The organism is Candidatus Babela massiliensis, from assembly GCF_000513475.1.
Taxonomy (GTDB): domain Bacteria; phylum Babelota; class Babeliae; order Babelales; family Babelaceae; genus Babela; species Babela massiliensis.
In genome coordinates this window covers 477,501-499,251 of sequence record NC_023003.1, presented here as the reverse complement: position 1 = coordinate 499,251, position 21,751 = coordinate 477,501, and the positions used below count along the sequence as shown (strand labels likewise).

General features: G+C 29.7%; 16 protein-coding genes and 5 tRNA genes. 18 read left to right on the top strand and 3 right to left on the bottom strand.

Annotated elements, in window-relative coordinates:
* The first annotated feature begins 9 nt into the window (after positions 1-9).
* The gene (locus BABL1_RS02280) at positions 10-987 is read left to right on the top strand and encodes a hypothetical protein (RefSeq protein WP_023791862.1); all 978 of its coding nucleotides are present in this window, start codon (positions 10-12) and stop codon (positions 985-987) included.
* 66 nt (positions 988-1,053) lie between these two features.
* A complete protein-coding gene (locus BABL1_RS02275; RefSeq protein ID WP_023791860.1) occupies positions 1,054-2,934 on the top strand; it encodes an ABC-F family ATP-binding cassette domain-containing protein in 1,881 nt (626 codons plus the stop codon).
* A 1-nt stretch (position 2,935) separates the two neighbouring features.
* On the opposite strand, the gene BABL1_RS02270 is transcribed toward BABL1_RS02275, so the two are convergent.
* From BABL1_RS02270 to BABL1_RS02260, 3 genes are all read right to left on the bottom strand, one after another.
* Entirely contained in the window at positions 2,936-3,682 is a 747-nt protein-coding gene (locus tag BABL1_RS02270) for a hypothetical protein (RefSeq protein ID WP_023791858.1), read from the bottom strand.
* Positions 3,683-3,778: 96 nt separating this feature from the next.
* Positions 3,779-7,225, bottom strand: coding sequence for a CPBP family intramembrane metalloprotease (locus BABL1_RS02265; protein WP_023791855.1), 3,447 nt, complete (start codon positions 7,223-7,225; stop codon positions 3,779-3,781).
* A gap of 93 nt (positions 7,226-7,318) precedes the next feature.
* Positions 7,319-8,161 (bottom strand): F0F1 ATP synthase subunit gamma, encoded by an 843-nt coding sequence (locus BABL1_RS02260; protein ID WP_023791853.1) that lies wholly within the window; start codon positions 8,159-8,161, stop codon positions 7,319-7,321.
* A gap of 158 nt (positions 8,162-8,319) precedes the next feature.
* On the opposite strand from BABL1_RS02260, the gene BABL1_RS02255 reads away from it, so the two are divergent.
* The 16 genes from BABL1_RS02255 to rpoC all read left to right on the top strand — a co-directional run bounded on the left by BABL1_RS02255 (position 8,320) and on the right by rpoC (position 21,751).
* Complete coding sequence (locus tag BABL1_RS02255; protein WP_023791851.1) at positions 8,320-8,949, top strand: NYN domain-containing protein; 630 nt, start codon at positions 8,320-8,322, stop codon at positions 8,947-8,949.
* A gap of 13 nt (positions 8,950-8,962) precedes the next feature.
* Positions 8,963-9,403 (top strand): tRNA (adenosine(37)-N6)-threonylcarbamoyltransferase complex ATPase subunit type 1 TsaE, encoded by a 441-nt coding sequence (tsaE, locus tag BABL1_RS02250; RefSeq protein WP_023791848.1) that lies wholly within the window; start codon positions 8,963-8,965, stop codon positions 9,401-9,403.
* A gap of 78 nt (positions 9,404-9,481) precedes the next feature.
* Positions 9,482-9,567: transfer RNA gene (locus BABL1_RS02245), tRNA-Tyr, on the top strand.
* Between the two features lie 6 nt (positions 9,568-9,573).
* A tRNA-Gly gene (locus tag BABL1_RS02240) sits at positions 9,574-9,649 on the top strand.
* Between the two features lie 5 nt (positions 9,650-9,654).
* A tRNA-Thr gene (locus BABL1_RS02235) sits at positions 9,655-9,730 on the top strand.
* 157 nt (positions 9,731-9,887) lie between these two features.
* Positions 9,888-9,964, top strand: a tRNA-Thr gene (locus BABL1_RS02230).
* Positions 9,965-10,006: 42 nt separating this feature from the next.
* Positions 10,007-10,165 carry a 50S ribosomal protein L33 gene (rpmG, locus tag BABL1_RS02225; RefSeq protein ID WP_023791845.1) on the top strand — a complete coding sequence of 53 codons (159 nt, stop codon included), beginning with the start codon at positions 10,007-10,009 and terminating at the stop codon, positions 10,163-10,165.
* 17 nt (positions 10,166-10,182) lie between these two features.
* A tRNA-Trp gene (locus tag BABL1_RS02220) sits at positions 10,183-10,258 on the top strand.
* A gap of 46 nt (positions 10,259-10,304) precedes the next feature.
* Positions 10,305-10,505 carry a preprotein translocase subunit SecE gene (gene secE, locus BABL1_RS02215; RefSeq protein WP_023791843.1) on the top strand — a complete coding sequence of 67 codons (201 nt, stop codon included), beginning with the start codon at positions 10,305-10,307 and terminating at the stop codon, positions 10,503-10,505.
* Positions 10,506-10,526: 21 nt separating this feature from the next.
* Entirely contained in the window at positions 10,527-11,036 is a 510-nt protein-coding gene (gene nusG, locus BABL1_RS02210) for a transcription termination/antitermination protein NusG (protein WP_023791840.1), read from the top strand.
* A gap of 12 nt (positions 11,037-11,048) precedes the next feature.
* Complete coding sequence (rplK, locus tag BABL1_RS02205) at positions 11,049-11,474, top strand: 50S ribosomal protein L11 (protein ID WP_023791837.1); 426 nt, start codon at positions 11,049-11,051, stop codon at positions 11,472-11,474.
* 14 nt (positions 11,475-11,488) lie between these two features.
* The gene (gene rplA / locus BABL1_RS02200; RefSeq protein ID WP_023791834.1) at positions 11,489-12,178 is read left to right on the top strand and encodes a 50S ribosomal protein L1; all 690 of its coding nucleotides are present in this window, start codon (positions 11,489-11,491) and stop codon (positions 12,176-12,178) included.
* 14 nt (positions 12,179-12,192) lie between these two features.
* The gene (gene rplJ, locus BABL1_RS02195) at positions 12,193-12,714 is read left to right on the top strand and encodes a 50S ribosomal protein L10 (RefSeq protein WP_023791831.1); all 522 of its coding nucleotides are present in this window, start codon (positions 12,193-12,195) and stop codon (positions 12,712-12,714) included.
* A gap of 53 nt (positions 12,715-12,767) precedes the next feature.
* Complete coding sequence (rplL, locus tag BABL1_RS02190) at positions 12,768-13,151, top strand: 50S ribosomal protein L7/L12 (RefSeq protein ID WP_023791828.1); 384 nt, start codon at positions 12,768-12,770, stop codon at positions 13,149-13,151.
* A gap of 214 nt (positions 13,152-13,365) precedes the next feature.
* Positions 13,366-17,694, top strand: coding sequence for a DNA-directed RNA polymerase subunit beta (gene rpoB / locus BABL1_RS02185; RefSeq protein WP_023791825.1), 4,329 nt, complete (start codon positions 13,366-13,368; stop codon positions 17,692-17,694).
* A gap of 28 nt (positions 17,695-17,722) precedes the next feature.
* Positions 17,723-21,751: a DNA-directed RNA polymerase subunit beta' gene (gene rpoC / locus BABL1_RS02180; RefSeq protein WP_419480822.1), complete on the top strand. Its 4,029-nt coding sequence runs from the start codon at positions 17,723-17,725 to the stop codon at positions 21,749-21,751.

The following is a 21,751-nucleotide window of genomic DNA, read 5'->3' as shown; positions in this document are numbered from 1 at the left end:
GGCTTGCTTATGTTTAACTTTAATAAATTAAGAGCAATTTATCAATTTATAACTATTACTTTATGTTTATTATTGCATGGTATATGTAATGCAAATAACTTTCAAGATATAGAAAATCTTTTACAAAAGTTTAAGAGACCTATAACTATATTGGAAGTTACAGATAATTCAATAGAATATACACTGAAATGTGCTAGCAAGTTTAATAAATCAGTATGCATAGTTTTATTTTTGGGCAAAGATTACAAAAGAGTTATACATGAAATAAAGAGGAGTCATTTGCATAATATAGTACTGCTTAATCCAACTAATATTAATTATAAGGACATAGATATTTTATCAAAATGTGAGCACTTTGATATATCGATTATACATAATTATTGTTTTAATATTTTTGATAATTTTTACAATGTATTGAACTGTTTTACTAGATTGGGGGATTATGTATTTTTTGAAATTAATGATCCTAAAATTCAAAAAATGTTTTCTGAACACAAAAATATTAAGCTAGTGAATAATTTGCATTCAGATAGAAAATTGTTTTTATCTAATATGAAAAAAACTAAATTAGAGCTTGCTCGTTTTACTCAAGGTCACCGACCTTATCAAGCTACTCAAAACTATGAAATATATAGTGATTTTAAACAAAAACTTTTTAATAAAAAGCTTTTAGATAAACCCATAAACTGGACTCCAGGGATAAATCTAGTTACTTTTGTTATGTTACGTGGATTATATCCTCAAAGTCAAATTATTTATGAAAATATCCAATCAATGAAAGATCAGATTCCTTATCATAATGATTTAATGATCGGTAATATGGTAATACAGGGTTATAAAATTCAGCCTATAGATTTTAAAGATAAGAGACGTAATGCCAATATGGATAGATGTATTAATCGTGCTTTAAGGGTTTTTGAGCAAAACAGTACTAGATTAAAGAATCCTCTTGCTTGCATGGAACAGTACTATAAAAGAAAAAAATAATATTATTTATATGTAATTATGATATAATTATATATATTTATAAATCAAACATTAAAGCTATTTTCCATGATTTTATTAAAAAGTATTAATCTTTTATTCTCTAATAAGACTATATTTGACGATGTGGATATTTTTATATCGCAAAATCAGCGTATAGGAGTAGTAGGTCGCAATGGAGCTGGCAAATCTACACTTTTAAGAATTATAACTTCCGATATAAAAGTTGATAGTGGAATTATTGAAATTGATAAAAATAAAAAGATAGCTTATTTGCCTCAAGAATTTACTTTTCTTTCTACTAAAACGGTTTTTGACGAAGTTTTTTCTGTATTTGATTATTATAATCAGCTTAAATTACAAAAATTAGATTTAGAATCGAATTTAGAGAACAATATATCATTGAATCCGGAAAAAGATTTAGATCTTTATGTTAAGATAACTCAGGAACTAGAGCAATTTAACGAAGTGGTTGCTATAGAAAATACTAAAAATATTTTGAATAACTTAGGCTTTTCTTCTGAAGATTTTGACAAGCCGGTTAAAGATTTAAGTGTAGGTTGGAAGATGAGGCTTTTACTTAGTAAGTTATTGTTACAAGAAGCCGATTTTTATCTCTTTGATGAACCTACTAATCATCTTGATATAAACACTAAATTATGGTTTCATGATTTTTTAAAAAATTCTAAATTTGGGTTTTTATTGGTTACTCACGACAGATACTTTCTAGATAATAGCTGTGATTATATTTTAGAGTTAGAAAGAGGAAAAGCAAAAATCTTTACTGGTAATTACAGTAAATATCTATTGATAAAAGAACATCAAAATGAGATTTTGGAAAATGCTTATAAAAAGCAGCAGAAGGAAATAGAGAGAAAGCAAGAATTAATAGATAGATTTAGATATAAGGCTACTAAAGCTAAGATGGCACAGAGTCTAATAAAACAATTAGATAAATTAGATGTAATAGAAGTAGAACCTAAATCTAATAATCTTAAATTAAAATTTCCTGTTATTGATAGTCCTGGTAAAGTGGTATTAAGATTTAAAAATCTGAAAAAAATTTTTAATGATAAATTGATTTTTAATAATATATCGGGAGAAATTCAAAAAGATGATAAAATAGCAATTGTAGCTGCTAATGGTATTGGTAAAACTACTTTTATTAATCTATTAATAGGAAAGTATTCTTTGGATGATCAAAAGAGTTCGTTAATAGAATTTGGGCATAATGTAAAACATGCTATTTTTGAGCAAGATCAACTTTTAGCTTTAAATTTAGAAAACACTGTTTATCAAGAAATAGTTAAAACTTGTAGCAAAGAGATTTCTGAATCTAGTATTAGAAGTACTTTAGGTTCCTTTTTATTTACAAAAGATGATATTGATAAAAAAGTTGCGGTATTAAGTGGCGGAGAGAGAAATAGGTTAGCTATGGTTAAAATTTTGCTTTCAAAAGCAAACTTTTTAATTTTGGATGAACCTACCAATCATTTGGACTTACAATCTAAAGAGATATTACTTCAAGCTTTAAAACAATATTCAGGAACGATTTTATTTGTATCTCATGATCAAGATTTTTTAAGTAAATTAGCTAATAAATTATTCATCTTAAGTAAAAACGAAATCTATGTTCATCATGGAAATTATGATTCTTATATTTTTTGGCAAAAAAATAATAAAGCTAAGTTGGAATTTAAATCTCCAGATAAAAAAGAGTATATTTTGAGTTCTGTTGATATTAATCAGTATAAAAAAGAGTTAAGCTCTGTTGAACTTAAGATCTCTAAGTTAGAAAAAGATATAGAAAAAATAAATAATGATTTCTTAAATTATGAATATGGTACTGATAAATATTTTCATAATGTTAAATTGCTTGAATCAGCCAAATCAAGATTAGAGGAGTATAATAATAAGTGGGAAGATCTGTTACAAAAATTAGATAACTAATTTATCTATTTATATTGAAAGAATAACTTTTAGTTAGCATTGACCGTTGGCATCTTGTATAAGCAAGTAAAGGTAGTCTCAATCTAGCTACTATATCGATACTTAATACATTTAGCTCTATCATTTGCAAGTTATATTTAAGATCCTGATATTGTTTCCACATAACCATATATTGTTCTGCTTGCTTTAGCAGATTAATATCTAATTTACTTTTTAAATAGTTTAAAGTACGTTCCATTTCCTGCTGATAGAATAAGTCACATCTCGTTTGACCTCTCATTGGTTGGCCCGATAATATCTGTTGATTTAATTTATTAGTAATACTCTCTTCAGTGGGTATATTATAAGTTAAAGCAGTGTTGTATCCCAATATGTCACTAAGGCACTTACTATATAATTGCATAGGCCTTCCTAATTCTGCCACCGTTTTATTTTCAAAAACTCTATCTTCAAAATACTTAATCTTATATTCTATATCTTGATGTTTTTTTAACATGATCATATATCTTTGAGCTATCGGTATAACATTGCTTCTAATTGTTCCTCTTGGTTGAGGCATTTCAAGAGAAAATAGTTCTTCTCGCGCGATTCTCATTCCTGCTGCATATTCTCTATCACATATGTTATATGGTTCAACATGTGTACCATAGGTAGCTGTTGGTCCATATGGTTCAATTGTAATGGTTATATTAAAGTTTGATATTAATAATATTAAACATACTGTTTTTATTAAATCTAAATGATTCATAGTATTTCCAATAATAAAAGTAGACACTATTTATAAATCATATTAGTAAATTATAGGACAAAATATCAATATTTTTTAATAATTTATTAATTAAGTTTAATGCACAATTGTTGTTGGAATAGTAATATTACTGCTTTTAAGCTCATAATTGCTTTTAGATTTTAGAAAATTAAATAATATTAAACTACATAGAGAAATTAAGATTAATGTTATTACGATTGGTAATCCAGAGAAATAGCATATAGAACAATCTGATATTAGATAACTTTTAATTAAACTTAGCTGATAGATGCAGGCATAAGTTATAGGTATAAGGCTAAAATTATACTTGATTATTTTTGTATATATTATAAATAAAACTATAGATATAACGGATATCATTATGAGCCATTGATCTAGTTTTATATTGATATCAATAGGTACTATAGTGCATATACTAAGTGTAATTATTAATAATGATCTAATATTTGTTTTATATTCTGCCAGTTTTGCAATAAACATAAGGTATAGAGTAGTGTTTATATAGTTTACTATATGATTTAATGAATAAAGTGCTATAGGATAGAAAGAATTCAGTGTTGAGATTATTGATACTGGTTTTGAAGGATAAATAATATATTCAATAAGTATTGTAATACCGGTTATTATTATTCCTAAAGAAATTCCTAATAATATTCCTTGGGAAGTTTCTTGATTTATTTTTGGTATAATATAGTTTTTATGATGTTTACTTAATATAATACCAAAGATTAATGAAACACCTATTGCAGAGCTTATAATATAAATAAAATACATAAATTCGCTTGAGATTAATTGAAAGTAAAAAGGCTTGCTAGTGCTAAAGTTGGATATAATTTCAGGAAAGTTTAGTGATCTTTTTATCACTAATATTATAGTGTAAAGAGTAAAAAATAGATTTACACTACTAAGTTTAAACTTGTTCATTTTATATAGACTTAAGAATTGAATTAAAGCGATAATCATAAATATTAAAAATAAAGTGCTGGTTATAGCTGATACTATATTTCCTATTTGTTCTTGGTTTTGTTCTTCTCGTGAGATGATTTGAGATATGTTCATTTTCTTATAGGCATCTACTATTTCTTCTCCTGCTATATTGATTACTATAGTTGGTTGTAAATCTTTCAGTTTATTATTTATTTCAGGAGAGATATCTTTAAATATAAAAATCCAATCTTTTCTATTTTGTTTTTGTGTATCTTTTGCTGAAACTTCTACTATATTGCTAATATTGACTTTGAATTTATCTTGAATGAAAGTTGTTGCTAAACTTTTTGCTTGTTCTTGAGTTAGATATCTGCCTGAAATTTGATCAAAAACGATATGCTTATATCTCGTTATACTTTTTGTTGAAGAAATATGAATTATATGTTCTTCGGTTTTTTCCGCTTGCGTACCATGAAATTTGACGAATCTTACTATCCATTGTAGCCCTTTTAAGTAATTTAAATCGTATAATAAATTATATAAATTAGAATTTTCTTGAAGTACTAGTTTCTCTATTAATACATCTTCTTTGGTGTTTTCTAAAAGCGTTAAAGTTGACCAGCTATTACTATCAGTGTTTATTTCTTTTTGATTGTCTTCTATATTTATATCTTTCTTTTTAAGAAAACTTTTAGCAATATTTATGGCTTCCTGTCTTGTTAATTGCATTGTTTTTGTATTATTTGGCAGTTGAGAAAATGAAGGCCATGCTAATAGTAAAGTTATAGATATAGTTGTTAGTATATAAATTATTTTATAATTTATATGCTTATAAGCAGGCTCTTTTTCAAGGTCAATATACAAATCTTTAGATGTTGATCTTGATGATTGCCATTCTCCATTATAAATTTTTTCAGGATTAGTATTATTCAATCTTAACTTTGATACTAATTTACTTATCAAAACTATTATTAAAGGTAACATTAGACTTAATATTATTACCAATTTGTCTATATGTGTATTACTATTTTTTGATATTAGTATTGGTAAGGATAAAAATAGTGTATTATAAGTAAAATTTATTAAAATAGGTGGCAATAAGCCCCATTTTAAATAAACTAATCCAAGCATGAAAGAGGGAATAATAAGTTCTATAATTTTTATATAATTTGGAATTGTTAGATAAGTTGTATTCATAGAACCAAAAATTATTGCTTGTATTATTAGTCCTAAAAATAGTACTACATTTTTATATTTTTTTTCTTCAGAGATTATGGAGCAGAAAGATAAAGGAATAGCTCTAAATAAGCATTCTTGCCAAATGCTTGATCTAAGGCTATATGTAACTACGCTAAAGCCAGGTAAATAAATGCTTAATATATTAGGATTTATAAGTGATGTTGATGGGCTCCACCAACCAAAATATTTTATAACAAAAGTATAAAATAGTATTATAAATGTTATATATATTGGTAATATTAAATAGCTTACTATTATTTGAATGATTGTTTGATAAGTAGATATTACCGAAGGTCTAAGTATCTTCCAAAATTGAATATGATTTTTAAATGCTCTACGTGTAAGCCCTTCAGCTACAGCTATTGTAGAAACGTATAGGAATATATAAACTATAAACATAGTCAAATTTCCGCCAATATAATTAATTTGATGCGAGCTTAAAGAATTTGCAGTGTTATAATAAAACCAACTAAGAGGAATTTCATTTAATTTGTAAAATAATTCGGTAATTGCCAAAACAAAACCTAACATAATAGCAGGACGTGTTATTAAAAGATTTTTTTTGATTAGATATAATAAGCCTACCAATAGACCTAGAAATATATATAGAGTATATACAGTCATATTTGCGCAGGTATTTATCCACTCACTTGATGATTTTAGTTGATCAAATTTGCGCATGAAAACTTCTGGTATATCGATATAGTGATTCATTACTGTAACTTTATTTCCACAGATTGATAAAGTTAAACAATGTTTTAGGCAAGGAGTCATTAGATTCTTTTGATAAATAAAGGTATGATCGGTTCTGCCATTTATTCTATGTTCTGATGAATGAGAGATAAGTGTATATTCGTTTAAGTCAATACTAGTTTCTTTATTTAAAAAATTTTTTATTATAGCTTGCGCTTCTTCTTCACTTAAAGAAGAACCAGGCTCATTTTCTGAAATATGCTCTATAAATCCATAAAATTTACCTTCAGGTGTAAATTTTATAACACTTTCATTGGCATTATATTCCTGAAAATGTCTAACTTGCCACGTATAAGGGTAATATAGTTTTTTTTCTATAATATCCTCAATTGAGGATGCTTGATTGAGCTCTAATTCAATATAATTCTGAATGTTATGTTCGCAAATAAAATAAGCAGATTGTTTGAAGTCTTTAGGCCCTATACCGTATTTGGCACTTAATTTTCTTGCTTTTTTAAGTATTTTATTTTTATCGCTATTAATCTGAATTTTAAGTAAAGGTATAGCTTTAGTAAAATAAGTTATAGCTACATAAGAGCTTAATAAAGATAAAGTTAAAAACAATAGCCAAAGTATGGATTTTTTGAATGCCAGTTTATTCATAGTATTTACTTAATTAAATATTAAATCGAGCAAGATCATTTAATTTAAGTTTAATACTCTTTGTTGAAAATATAAAGTAGCTAATTAATCTAATTAAAGTTGATTAAAACTACTTGATAATTCAGTTAATTCTCTTGTTATATTTGCTTGTCTGAGTTTATTATATTCTATTTTCATGTTTGATAATAAATTTTCAGCATTCCTTGTGGCAGAATCCATAGATAAAAATCTAGCTGCTTGTTCTGCAAGGAGGGATTCAAAAATAAGATCTTGTATGTTAATTGATATTATTAATTGCTTAATAGTTTCGCTTAATTCTTGTACAGGTTGATCAAATATGTAGTCTACATTCTCTTGTTGATTGTTATTTTGATTTGTTTGCTGACTAAAAGGAAATACTATATTTTCTTTAGGTTCCTGTATAAAAAATGTTTTTGGATGATTACTAAAAACTCGGATACTATTAAATTGATCTAGATTTTTTAATATTGTGTTTGTTATACTTTGTGATATATGAACAAATGTATTTGATGTTAATTGTTTATAGCTTTCTAAAATTGGAATATCTTTACTTCTTAAATAATCATCTGCATATTTTGATACTGCTATAAATCTATCGTCTGAATTTATTTTATATTTATTAAAAAATTTAAATAATTCAGAGTTAAATATGCCAGACAAGCCTTTTTGAGAAGCTACCAATATTATTAAGTTTCCTTTATTAGTTTTAAGATCAATATCTTTAATATTTTCCCCTAATAAGTGGGAAGTTCTTGACCAAAGCTGGTAGAAAGTTACTTTATAATTTTCTAAATTAGATCTTCTGTTTCTTAACTTTGAATGCATTGACATAGATATTAATCTCATAGCATTGGTAATCTTCCTTATTACCTCTATGGTTTTAATTCTTTGTTTCATGCTTACCAATTGTTCCATTATAACCCTTTAAATATTGATTATAAACTTTGATCTTTAAAATCTTCAAATTTTATTAAGTTTGTTAAAGATATTTGTTATACTATTATATAATAAGTCTAAATTTTAATACGATATTTTGCAATAAGTAAGTTTAATAAATCTTTAATTTGTATGTAATGTTATTTTTAGTTGATGGTTACAATCTTTTAAAATCTATTTTTAGAAAATCATTTATATCAAAAAATGAAATAGATTGGTTTATGATAAACATATCTAGATATGCTAGAAAAAAAAATCATGAAATGATAATTGTTTTTGATGGCTTTAATGCTGATCATTATAATTATAAGTATGATAATCATGTTTATGTTATTTATTCGCAAAATGTAACTGCTGATGAATATATAAAAAATTATATAAAAAATAACAAATTAAATAATTCTACTGTTATTGTTTCATCAGATTTAGATATAACTAAATTTGCAGCCAAATTTGATATTCCTAGCATAGATTCTTTATTGTTTTTTGATAAAGTTCAGAATAATATTGAAAAAGAAAGTAAGACTAAATCTTTGAATATTAAAATACAAAAGTCTTCAGGACAACTTTATAAATTTAACCAAGATAATAAAGATGATGAAGTTAATAAAGAATTGGATGAACTTATGCAAATGGGCAGTTCTTATATTATGCACAAAGATCAAGATCAAAACTTTAATAATGGTAAATGGCCTGATAATGAAAGATTAAGAACTACAAGTTCCAAAAAAGAAAAAAAAATTAACAAAATTCTTAAAAAAATTTAAAAAATATTAACTTATGAAAAAAGAATCTAATATAAAAACTTTTATTTATACATTAAAAGAATTGGATAATGTAGTTGAAAACTTGTATTTGTTATTTGACAAATGCTCTATATTTGTTTTTTCAGGAGATTTAGGATCCGGTAAAACAACTATTATAAAACGACTATTAAAAAGATCAGGTATTAATGAAGTTACTGTTAGTCCAACTTTTTTATATGTTGTTCAATATTTTAATCAACTAAATCAAAAATTTAATCATTTTGATCTTTATAGAATAGGTAATTTAGAAGAATTTGAATCAATGGGATTTTCTGAACTTTTATATGAAGCCAATAGTTGGTCATTTATAGAATGGCCTGAAATAATATTGCCTATTCTTAATAAAAATGTATGCTTGATTAATATTGAATATTATGGAGAAAACAAGCGTAAATTAACTTATGAAATTAAATAAATAAAGTTATATATAAGTTAAAAAATAAGTTGCAAAAATAAAAGAAAATGATTATATTATAAGTATATTGAAATTATTGGCGAGATTCCCGAGCGGCCAAAGGGGACGGACTGTAAATCCGTTGGTAAATGCCTTCGTAGGTTCGAATCCTACTCTCGCCACCATTAATCGCGGGAATAGCTCAATTGGTAGAGTGGCAGCCTTCCAAGCTGTAGGTTGCGGGTTCGAGTCCCGTTTCCCGCTCCAGATATGCTGGCGTAGCTCAGTTGGTAGAGCAACTGATTTGTAATCAGTAGGTCGCTGGTTCAAGTCCAGTCGCCAGCTCCAATTAATAAATTTTATATTTTTATTTTGCTTGCTTTTATTTTAATTTGAAAATTAGATTCTAACTATTTGAATCTAGTTTTTTTGTTGCAATAAAAAAAAAATTCTATATACTATTTTATATAGTAAGTAAAGCTGTAAAAATGTAGCTATACCCATTGCCCACGTAGCTCAGTTGGTTAGAGCACTTCCTTGGTAAGGGAGAGGTCACCGGTTCAAATCCGGTTGTGGGCTCCAATAGTCTAAAAATTGCTTTTTAAAGTTAAAGTGTAGGTATTTATGGCAAAGAATCGTGTAACTACGCATTTGGGTTGCGAAGTTTGTAAAGAAAGAAATTATACTCAATCTCTTGCTAAGAAAAGAGCAACAGGATCTTTGAATTTGAGTAAATTTTGTTCTCGCTGTCGCAAGCATACAAGTCATAAGGAAACTAAATAGTTTTCAAAACGGTATATAGGCCAGTAGCTCTAACGGTAGAGCAGCAGACTCCAAATCTGATGGTTGGGGGTTCAAATCCCTCCTGGCCTGCCAATTGCTCCGTAAAAAATTTAAGGGAGTTATTTAAAATAACGGTGGTATGATGAAACAAGTTGCTCAATTTCTTAAAGAGGTAAAAACTGAATTATCTCGAGTAGAATGGCCTAAGAGGAATGAATTTATAGGTGCTACTATTGTAACACTTATTTTAGTTTTCTTGTTTACAATTTATATTGGCTTAATCGATAGGGCTAGTATCTTTATTATTTATGATAAAATATTTACCCACATCAAAAAATAGCACCCAGTGAGGCTAGTTTAAATGAAAAAATGGTATGTTATCCAGGTATTTGCTGGATACGAAGGTATTATAAAAGCAGATATAGAAAAAAGTATAGAGGAAAAAGGATTGCAAGAATATTTTGGCGATATCTTAATTCCCTCTGCTAAAGTAAAACAGTTTTTTGATACCTCTGATCCTCTAAAAGATCAACAACTTTTCCCAGGATACATGCTTGTTGAAATGGAAGCTGTACCTGAGGCTAATCGTCTTGTTAGTAGCACTCCACGTGTTTTAAAGCTTCTTAATGCTCCTCTTTCTAAAAAAGAGGTTGAACGCATAGCTGCTCAAATGCGAGGAGATGTTCTTGTTTCAGGAGAAAGTCATAGATTTGAATTGGGCAAAGAAGTTGAAATAAAAGAAGGTCCTTTTGCTGGATTTATGGGTATCATAGAACATATAGATGAAGAAAGTGAAAAACTTACTATTATGGTAAGTATTTTCGGTAGAATGACACCGGTAGAGTTAAACTTTGAACAGGTTAAACAATAAGGAATAACACTTATGGCAAAAGAAGTAAAAGCGAGACTTCGCTTACAGATACCGGGAGGAGCCGCAACACCGGCGCCGCCAGTGGGGGCCGCTTTAGGCCAACAAGGGATTAACATTATGGAGTTTTGTAAACAGTTTAATGCAAGAACTGCTGATAAAAAAGGACAAACGGTTCCTGTCTTAATTAATGTTTACAAAGATAAAACTTTTGATTTTACTGTTAAGACCCCACCGACTTCCGAGTTAATAAAGAAGAAGATTAATTTGACAACAGGTTCTTCAAAGCCTAATGTCAATAAGGTTGGTAGAATTTCAAGAAAAGATATTCAAGAAATTGCAAAAATAAAAATGCCTGACCTGAATGCTGCTGATTTAGAACAAGCTGAAAAAATAATTGCAGGTAGTGCTCGTAGTATGGGCATAGAAGTAGTAGAATAAGGGGGCTGATTTTTATGTCAAATCATGGAAAAAAATACCTACAAGCAAGAAAAGGCGTTGAAACTGTTCAATATTCCTTTTCAGAAGGTATAAAAAAAGTTAAAGAATTATCATTTGCTAAATTTGATGAGTCCGTAGACGTTGATATTAATGTTGGTATTGATCCAACTAAAGGTGATCAAGCTTTAAGAGGAGCGGTTACTTTGCCTCATGGTATTGGAAGAACAGTTAAGATTGCTGTTTTTGCAAAAGGTGAATATGCAGATCAAGCTACTAAAGCTGGTGCTGATTATGTTGGCGCTGAAGATTTAATAGAAAAAATCGAAGGCGGTTGGCTGGATTTTAATTTTGCTGTAGCTACACCAGATCTTATGGGTCTTGTTGGTAAAGTTGCTAAAATATTAGGGCCTCGTGGATTAGTGCCTAGTAAAAAAAACGGTACTGTTACTTTTGATGTAGCAAAAGTTGTTTCTGATCTAAAGAAAGGCCGTTTGTTCTTTAAAAATGATAAAAGTGCTATTGTTCACTTTACAATAGGTAAAGTATCTTTTGATAATCAAAATTTACTTGAAAATCTTAAGACATTTTTTAAAGCACTTGTTGCAGCTAAACCGGCTTCAGCTAAAGGCAAATTTATAAAAAAGATAACATTATCATCTACAATGGGTGTGGGTATTCGTCTCAATCCAGATGAATTATCTTGATCGAAAGGTTATCTATGAATCGTCAAGAGAAGCAATTAATAATTGATCATATAAAAAATGAATTTGAAGATAGTAATTCTTCTTTTATTGTTGGTATGCAAGGTTTAACTGTTGATTCTGTTCAGCAACTTAGAAAAAGTTTAAGAGCAGAAGGCGCAAAGCTGAAAGTTGCAAAAAATACTTTACTTAAAAGAGCTACTCAAGATTTAAATTTAGCAATAGATATAGCGCCTTACTTTAAGCAGCAAATTGCTGTTGTATTTGCAAAGGATAATGCGTCTGAAATAGCTAAAATTATTTCTAAGGCTTCAAAGGAAAATAAAAATTTGACTTTAGTTGCAGGAACTATCGATAATAAGGTAATAAATAAGCCTCAAATAGAATTCTTGGCTTCATTACCTTCTAAAGATGTTTTACGTGCTCAAGTTATTGGTACAATTCAAGCTCCTATAACTGGTCTGGCAACTGTTTTAAATCAAACTATATTAAAATTATTGTTTGCTCTTAAACAAATAGCTGAAAAGCAAGAAGAATAAAAATTAATAATAAAATTAAAAAGATTAAATATTAATAAATATTTGGAGATATTATGGCATTAAAAACTGAACAATTAGTTAGTGAAATCGGTAAATTAACTGTTCTTGAGCTTGCTGAATTAGTAAAGGCTCTTGAAGAACAATTTGGAGTTTCAGCTGCAATGCCTATGGCAGTAGCAGCACCTGCAGCATCTGCTGAAGCTGCACCTGCAAAAGCTGAAGAAAAATCTGAATATAAAGTAGAATTAGTTGAAGGTGGTCCTGATAAGATCAAAACAATTAAAGCTCTTAGATCTGTAAAAAATATCGGTTTAACTGAAGCTAAAAAAGCTGTTGAAGAAGTTCCAACTGTTCTTGAAGAATCTGTTTCTAAAGAAAATGCTATGAAGATGAAAGAAGCATTAGAAGCAGCTGGCGCAAAAGTAAAATTATCATAATTTTTTGCTTTATAGGTACCCAATTTTTTTGGGTACCTTTTTAGACAAAAATTCTACAGAATTAAAAAACAATTTAACATATATATAAATATAAGTACAATATAAAATTAAAATTATATTAAAAATAAATTGCTCTAGTTAAAATTTTTTATATTTACTTATATAACTTAGATTTGTAAAAATTAACTTATTTTTAGCTATTAGGAGCAACTTAATGTCTAACCTACGTAAAGGTAATGAACCTGTACGTCGATCTTTTGGAAAAATTAAAGATATAGTTTCAGTTCCTAATTTGATTGAGATTCAATCTCGTTCTTTTAATGATTTTATTCAATTAGATTATTTGCCATCAGAACGTAAATTAATGGGGTTGGAAAAAGTTTTTAAGGATATATTTCCAATCGATTATGACAATAAAATGTCGCTTGAGTATGTAAGTTATGAATTGGGTAATTGGGCTTGTACTTGTGGTAAATTGACTGGTATTATAAATAGATATACTTGGAATTGTTTAAATTGTGATAAATCTGATTGCTCACGTTTAAATGAACATCTAGAGTGTAATTTTTGCCACAAAAATACTGCTCGTTATAGAACTTGTCCTAACTGCTTATCTCGAGTGACTGTTCAACTTCCAATGACCTTAGAAGAATGTCGTTCAAGTGGTCAAACATTTGCGATGCCTTTAAAGGTTAAGATGCAATTAGTAGCATGGGATGTTGATCAAGATAATAATAAATTACTTAGAGATATTAAAGAGCAAGATATATTCTTTGCTGATGTGCCTGTTATGGCTGATCTTTATGAACAGGATGGGCAATTTAAATTAGGTAATTTAGGTACTTTTTTAATAAATGGTATTGACAGAGTAATAGTTAGTCAATTACATCGGTCACCAGGTGTTGTATTTTCTCAAAGTAAAAAAGTTAAAGAATTAAGGTCAAAACCATATTATTTAGCTCGTTTGATACCAATGAGAGGTTCCTGGATTGACTTTGAATATGATAATAACGATTTTTTAAACGTTAGAATCGATAAGAAGAAGAAAATGTTGGCAACAACATTGCTTCAAGCTTTAGGGGTGGCAAGAGAAGAAATTATTTCTTTATTTTATCAATTTGATACTATTTATTTTGAAAATGGTGAGTTCTATCAAATTATTAATGATAGCCTTTTAGGATTACGTATTGAAAAAGGAATGTTGCCTTATCTTAAAGATGAGGATAATTTTGTTGGTAAAAGGCTTACTAAAGATACAATAGCTTTGCTTTTAAGACAAGATGTAAACAGAATCGTCTTACGTAAATCTAATCTACTTAATAGAGTTTTTGCTTCTGATGTAATAAATCCTCAAACAGGAGAATTTATTGTAGAGCAAGGCGCTATCTTTGCAGAAGAGCATTATGATTTATTAAAAAATTTTGATAAATTACAATTTAATTTAATTAAATCTTCTGGTTATGTTTTACAACCTACTATAGCACTTACTCTTGCTCAAGACAAATGTTATACAGAAGAAGATGCTTTAAGAGAAGTTCATACTAAGATTTGGCCTGGAGATAGCTCTTCTTTAAAGGAAATTAAAGATCGTTTAAGAGCTTTATTTTTCGATAATCGTCTTTATGATTTAACTAAAGTAGGAAGAATAAGATTAAACAGAAAGTTAAATATTTCTGTTAATGAAGAAATTTTAGCATTAACTTTAGATGATATTATTGCCACTATTAGATACTTGGTAAATTTAAGAGAACGCGGCGAAGGTGAGCTAGATGATATAGATCATTTAGGAAATAGGCGTGTTAGATTAGTAGGTGAATTGCTTAATAATCAAATATATACCGGCTTACTAAAAGTAGAAAAGATCGTTAGAGAAAGATTTAGAATTCAAGAAGTTCATGCTGCTTTAATGCCTCAAGACTTTTTAAATGTTAAACCTTTAAATGCTGTACTTAGAGAATTTTTCGGAACTGGTCAACTATCTCAATTTATGGATCAAACTAATCCATTGGCAGAAATAGCTCATAAGCGAAGGTTGTCAGCTTTAGGGCCCGGCGGTGTAATGAAAGATAGAGCTACTTTTGAAGTTCGAGATGTTCATAACTCGCATTATGGTCGTATTTGTCCTATAGAAACTCCTGAAGGCCAAACTGTTGGTTTAATTTCTTCTTTATCTACTTATGCTTTTGTAAATGATCTAGGATTTATAGAAACTGCATATAGACCAGTAAAAGATGGTAAGATGCTTGATGATGTAGTATTTTTAGATGCATTTGAGGAAAGTGATAAATATATAGCAGAATCTAATTCTGTTGATGTAGAGACTAAAATTTTAAAAGGAGATTATGTTTTTGCTCGTCATGAGGGTAATTTTTTATACGTAGATAAGAATAAAATTAATTACGTAGATTTATCTCCTAAACAGTTAGTATCGGTCTCAACAGCTTTAATACCGTTTTTAGAACATGATGATGCTACACGTGCTTTAATGGGAGCAAACATGCAACGTCAAGCTGTTCCTTTAATTAAAGTACAAGCTCCTATAGTAGCTACAGGCATGGAGCCTGAAATTGCTAGATCTTCGGGTTCTGTAATTCTTGCAAAGCGTCCTGGAGTGGTTGAATATGTCTCAGCAGATAAGATAGTAATTAGAGCTAATCAAGATTCATTTAAAAATATTGATGATTGGATATCTCAGGGTGTTGATACTTATTATTTAAAGAAATTCCAAAGATCTAGTTATAGTACGTGGATACATCAAACTCCTATAGTAACTCAAGGAGATATCGTTAAAGAAAATGATATTTTAACTAATGGTAGTTCTATTTCTGATGGTGAATTAGCATTAGGTGCTAATTTATTAGTAGCTTTTATGCCTTGGCATGGTTATAACTTTGAAGATGCTATTATTTTAAATAAAAGATTAGTGGCTGATGATACTTTGACGTCCGTTCATATAGATGAGTATATAGTGGATGCACGTGATACTAAATTAGGACCTGAAGAAATTACAAGAGATATTCCTAATGTTAGCGAAGCAGCTTTAGAGGGTCTTGATGAAGATGGTATTGTAAGAGTTGGAACTCGTGTAAAACCGGGAGATATTTTAGTAGGAAAAGTTACGCTTAAAGGGGATATTCAATATTCTCCTGAGGAAAAACTATTAAGAGCGATATTTGGTGAAAAAGCAAGAGAAGTTAGAGATACTTCCTTAAGAGTCCCACCGGGAGTAGAAGGAAGTGTAATAGATGTTAAAGTCTTCTCAAGAAGTGGTATGCGTAAAGATAGACGTTATAAAGAAGTAGTTGCTCAAGAAACTGCTAAATTAGAGTCTGATAATAATATGCATGTGGCCACTTTAGAAAAGATGGTAATACAAAAGACTATATCTCTACTTTCAGATGAAATTGCTTTTGCCAAAGCACCTAAAAACTTATTATCTGATAATAAGTATATTGAAAGCAAATTAAGTGAATTACCGCTTAAAGAGCTCTGGACATTAAAAGCCGATGATAAAGCTATAAACGATGAAATAGCCTATATTAAATCTTCTTTTGAAAATCAAATTAGAATTTTAATGGGATTGAAGGAAGAAAGAATTAACAGATTAAGAAAAGGTGATGTTCTTCCATCAGGTGTTATAAAGATGGTTAAAGTTTATATAGCCATGAAAAGACCAGTAGCAGTTGGTGATAAAATGGCAGGACGTCATGGTAATAAAGGTGTTGTATCTATAATTGTTCCTCGTGAAGATATGCCTCATATGGAAGATGGAACTCCAGTAGATATAGTATTGAATCCAGTAGGTGTACCATCTCGTATGAACGTTGGTCAGATACTTGAAACTATATTAAGTTTTTCTGGTAGAAAAATTGGTGAAGAAGTTAGTAAATTATTAAATACTAATGCTTGGAATCAAACTTTAAAGCTATTAAAAAATTCTTATGGTGAAGAATTAATTAAAGATTATGAAGATAAGTACGGGAAAGAAGGTCTTGAAGATTTAGCTCAAAAAACATCAAAGTCAGGAGTTTTATTTGAAACACCTATTTTTGATAGTGCTAATTTTAATCATGATATTAAGCCTATCTTAAAAGGTTTAAATTTACCTGAAACAGGTACATTTAGACTGAAAGATGGTAGAACTGGTGATTATTTTGATCAGCCTGTAACTGTAGGTTCTATATATATGATGAAACTAAATCATATGGTTGATGATAAGTTACATGCTCGTTCTGTAGGACCATATTCTCTTGTTACTCAACAACCTCTTGGTGGTAAAGCACAATTAGGTGGTCAAAGATTTGGAGAAATGGAAGTATGGGCTCTTGAGGCTCATGGGGCATCTTATGCTTTACAGGAAATGCTTACTTATAAATCAGATGATATTATAGGTCGTCATAAAGTATATGAAGCTTTAGTCAGAAATGATGAAGTTCCAGAACCGGGTCTTCCAGAATCGTTTAATGTTTTAATTAAAGAGCTTCAAAGTCTTGGTCTTCGTATAGATTTATTTAAGAGTGGCAAGGAGGAAGTCAGTGAGTAATCGCTTACTTGAACGTTTTAGAGAATATATTAATACTACACAATTTAATTCTATTAAAATAGGTCTTGCTTCTCCTGAAAAGATACGTTCACTTTCATATGGTGAAGTTAAGAAAATAGAAACTATAAATTATCGTACATTAAAGCCTGAAAGAGACGGGCTTTTCTGTGCAAGAATATTTGGACCTGTAAAAGACTGGGAATGTAATTGCGGTAAATATAAACGCATGAAGCATAGAGGTATTACTTGTGAAAAATGTGGTGTTGAAGTAATTCAATCACGAGTCAGAAGAGAACGTATGGGACATATTGAATTAGTTGCTCCTGTTTCTCATATATGGTATTTAAAAGGTATTCCTAGTTATTTAAGTTTAATTATGGATATGTCTATTAAGGACCTTGAGCGTGTTATTTACTTTGATGCTTATTTAGTCATTAAGCAAGGACGATCTCCTTATCCAGTTAAGACTTTACTAAGTTCAGTAGACTATGAAAATTATTTAGATATACGTCCTGATGATCATGATTTTGTAGCAGAGACTGGAGCTAAAGCTATTAAAGACGCTTTAAGCGATATGGATCTTCATGATGTAGTTAAAGCTCTTCAAATAGAATATGAAAAAACAACTTCTGTAGCAGTAAGACATAAAATGATGCGAAGAATTAAAGTTTTTTCTAATCTAATTCAAGGGAATTTAAGACCAGAATGGATGATCTTAAGTGTGCTGCCAGTTCTACCTCCTGATTTAAGACCATTAGTACCTTTAGAAGGCGGTAGATTTGCAAGTTCTGATTTAAATGAACTATATAGACGTGTAATCAATAGAAATATTAGATTACAAAGATTAATTGAAATTGAAGCGCCTTCAGTAATTATTAAAAACGAAAAGCGTATGCTTCAAGAGTCAGTTGATGCTCTTATAGATAATGGACGTCGTGGTCAACCTGTAAGGGGACCTAATCGCCGACAATTAAAATCTCTTAGCGAGATGTTAAGAGGTAAACAAGGTAGATTTAGACAAAATTTACTTGGTAAGCGTGTTGATTATTCTGGTAGATCCGTAATTGTAGTTGATCCAGAATTAAAAATAGATCAATGTGGATTGCCTAAGATTATGGCTTTGGAACTATTTAAATCTCATGTGTATGCTGGATTACTTGAGCGTGAATATGCTCCTAATTTAAGAGTAGCCAAACGTATGGTGGAAGAATCAGATCCAGAGGTGTGGGACGTTCTTGAAGAAATAGTAAAAGGATATCCAGTTCTTCTTAACCGTGCACCAACACTGCATAGATTAGGTATACAAGCTTTTTATCCTATCTTGGTTGATGGTAAGGCTATAAAAGTTCATCCGTTAGTGTGTAGTGCATTTAATGCTGACTTTGATGGAGACCAGATGGCAGTACATATACCGTTGAGTAAAAATGCAAAAGAAGAATGTAAAAACTTAATCTTATCTTCAAAAAGTGTTCTTTCTGCTGCAAACGGTAGACCTGTTTCTGTTCCATCTCAAGATATGGTTTTAGGGTTATATTATATTACTAAAGTTAGATTTAATAGCAAGGGCGAAAATATAGTATTTTCAAATATCTTAGAGATTATTTCTGCTTATCAATTAGGTCAAGTGGATCTTCATGCTCGTATTAAATTAAGATTAAATTCTAAAGATATAGTTGAAACTACCGTTGGAAGAGTATTGCTATATGATGCTTTACCTGAAGGATCTGAGTTAAATTGGGTTAATAAGGTTATGACAAAAGGTGATTTAGGTAAATTACTTGAAAGAGTATATTATCGCTTTGGTCCAGAAGAAACTGTTAAATGCTTAGATAAAATCAAAAAACTTGGTTTTTATAATTCCACTATGGCGGGTGTATCTTTTGCTATTCATAATTTAATAGTTCCTGATAACAAAGATACTATTGTTTCAAAGGCTGAAAAAGAAGTTCAAAAAGTTGAACAACTTTATAAAGATGGTGTTATTACAAATGGTGAACGCTATAATAAAGTTATAAGTATCTGGAACCAGGCAAATATAGATGTAGCTAGCCAAATGACCAAAGAGATGGTAGCCCAAGATAAAGAAGCTTATTTAAACGAAGATAAACAGTTCAAGCCATTTAACTCTATATATATGATGTTAGAGTCAGGTGCTAAAGGTACTAAAGATCAAGTTAAGCAGCTTTCAGGTATGAGAGGTTTGATGGCTAAGCCGTCAGGCGAGATTATGGAAACTCCTGTAAAAAATAACTTTAAGCATGGATTAAGTGTTTTTGAGTACTTTATTTCAACTCATGGTGCTCGTAAAGGTCAAGCAGATACTGCTCTAAAAACAGCAAACTCAGGTTACTTGACTAGAAGATTAGTTGACGTTGCTCAAGATGTGGTTGTTAGCATGCAGGATTGTAAAACTTTAGGGTACGTTGAATTAGAAGACCTTAAAGAAGCGGGAGATGTTCTTTATTCCTTGTCTCAACGTTCATACGGAAGAGTTGTTGCTCAAGATATTAAGGATCCAATAACTGGAGAGATTATCTTAAAGCAAGGTGAAACTGTCGGTAGAGATGATATAGCAAAAATAAATGACTCTGCCGTATCTAAGATATTAGTTCGCTCGCCTTTAGTCTGTCAGGCAAAAAGAGGTATTTGTGCGCTATGTTATGGTTATGATTTATCTAAAGCTGAAATTGCTGATGTAGGAGCTACAGTTGGTATAATAGCTGCTCAATCGATTGGGGAGCCAGGTACACAGCTTACTATGAGAACTTTCCACGTTGGAGGTACAGCAAACGTTTCTGAACAATCTTATTATGTTGCTAAATATGATGGAACGGTTAAGTTACGCAATTTAAGAGCAATTGAGAATAAAGATGGCCAAACTATTGTTTTAAGCAGAAAAGCTAAACTTGTAATACTTGCAGATGATGGTAGAGAACTTCAACGCAATGAGCTTGAATATGGATCTATATTATTGGTTCAAGATGGTCAAAAAGTCAAAGTAGGAACTAGACTTGCTGAGTGGGATGTTAATAGTAAGGTTATATTAACAGAGCGTACAGGTAGAATTAAATTTATCGATTTAATTGAAAATGTTACTATTCAAGAGCGATTTGACGAAGCGACCAATAAATCAAGTAAATTTATTCTTGAACATAAAGGCGATAGGTATCAGCCAGCTATAGCGATTGAAAGTGATCAAGGAGAAGAATTAGCTCTTTACTATTTACCGGTTAATGCTTATTTAATGGTAAATAATAGACAAAAAGTTAATGTTGGTGATATACTAGTAAAAACTCCTCGTGAAGCTTCAAGAACAAAAGATATTACAGGTGGGTTACCTAAAATTGCTGAGTTATTTGAAGCAAGAATGCCTAAAGAGCCTGCAATTTTAGCTGATATTGATGGTGAAATTGCTTTTGGAGGCTTGCAAAGCGGACGACGTAAGATTAGCATTATTAATGCCGATGAGTCTCATGATTACTTTATCCCAAGGTCTAAACAGTTGAATGTAGCAAATGGTGATAAAGTTAATGCAGGTGATAAATTGACAACTGGAACACCAGTACTACATGATATATTAAAAATATTGGGGTCTGAATATCTACAGAAATATCTTTTAGATCAAATTCAAGAGATTTATAGGTTGCAAGGTATTGATATTAATGATAGGCATATAGAACTTATTGTTAGGCAAATGCTTCGTAAAGTTCGTGTGGTTGATCCAGGAGATACTGATTTCCTTATCGGTGATCGTGTAGATAAAATACACTTTAAAACTGTTAATGAAGCACTGATAACAGAAGGCAAGAAACCAGCTATTGGAAAACCTATTTTAATGGGTATAACATTATCTTCTTTAGGAACTGAAAGCTTTATATCGTCTGCTTCTTTCCAAGAAACTACTAGAATATTAGCAGAAGCTGCAATATCAGGACAAGTTGATCATCTTTATGGACTTAAGGAAAATGTTATTATAGGAAAATTAATACCTGCAGGAACTGGAATAAAATCTTTTAGAAAAAAATATTTGGAAAAAGATAATCAGTTGCAATATTAA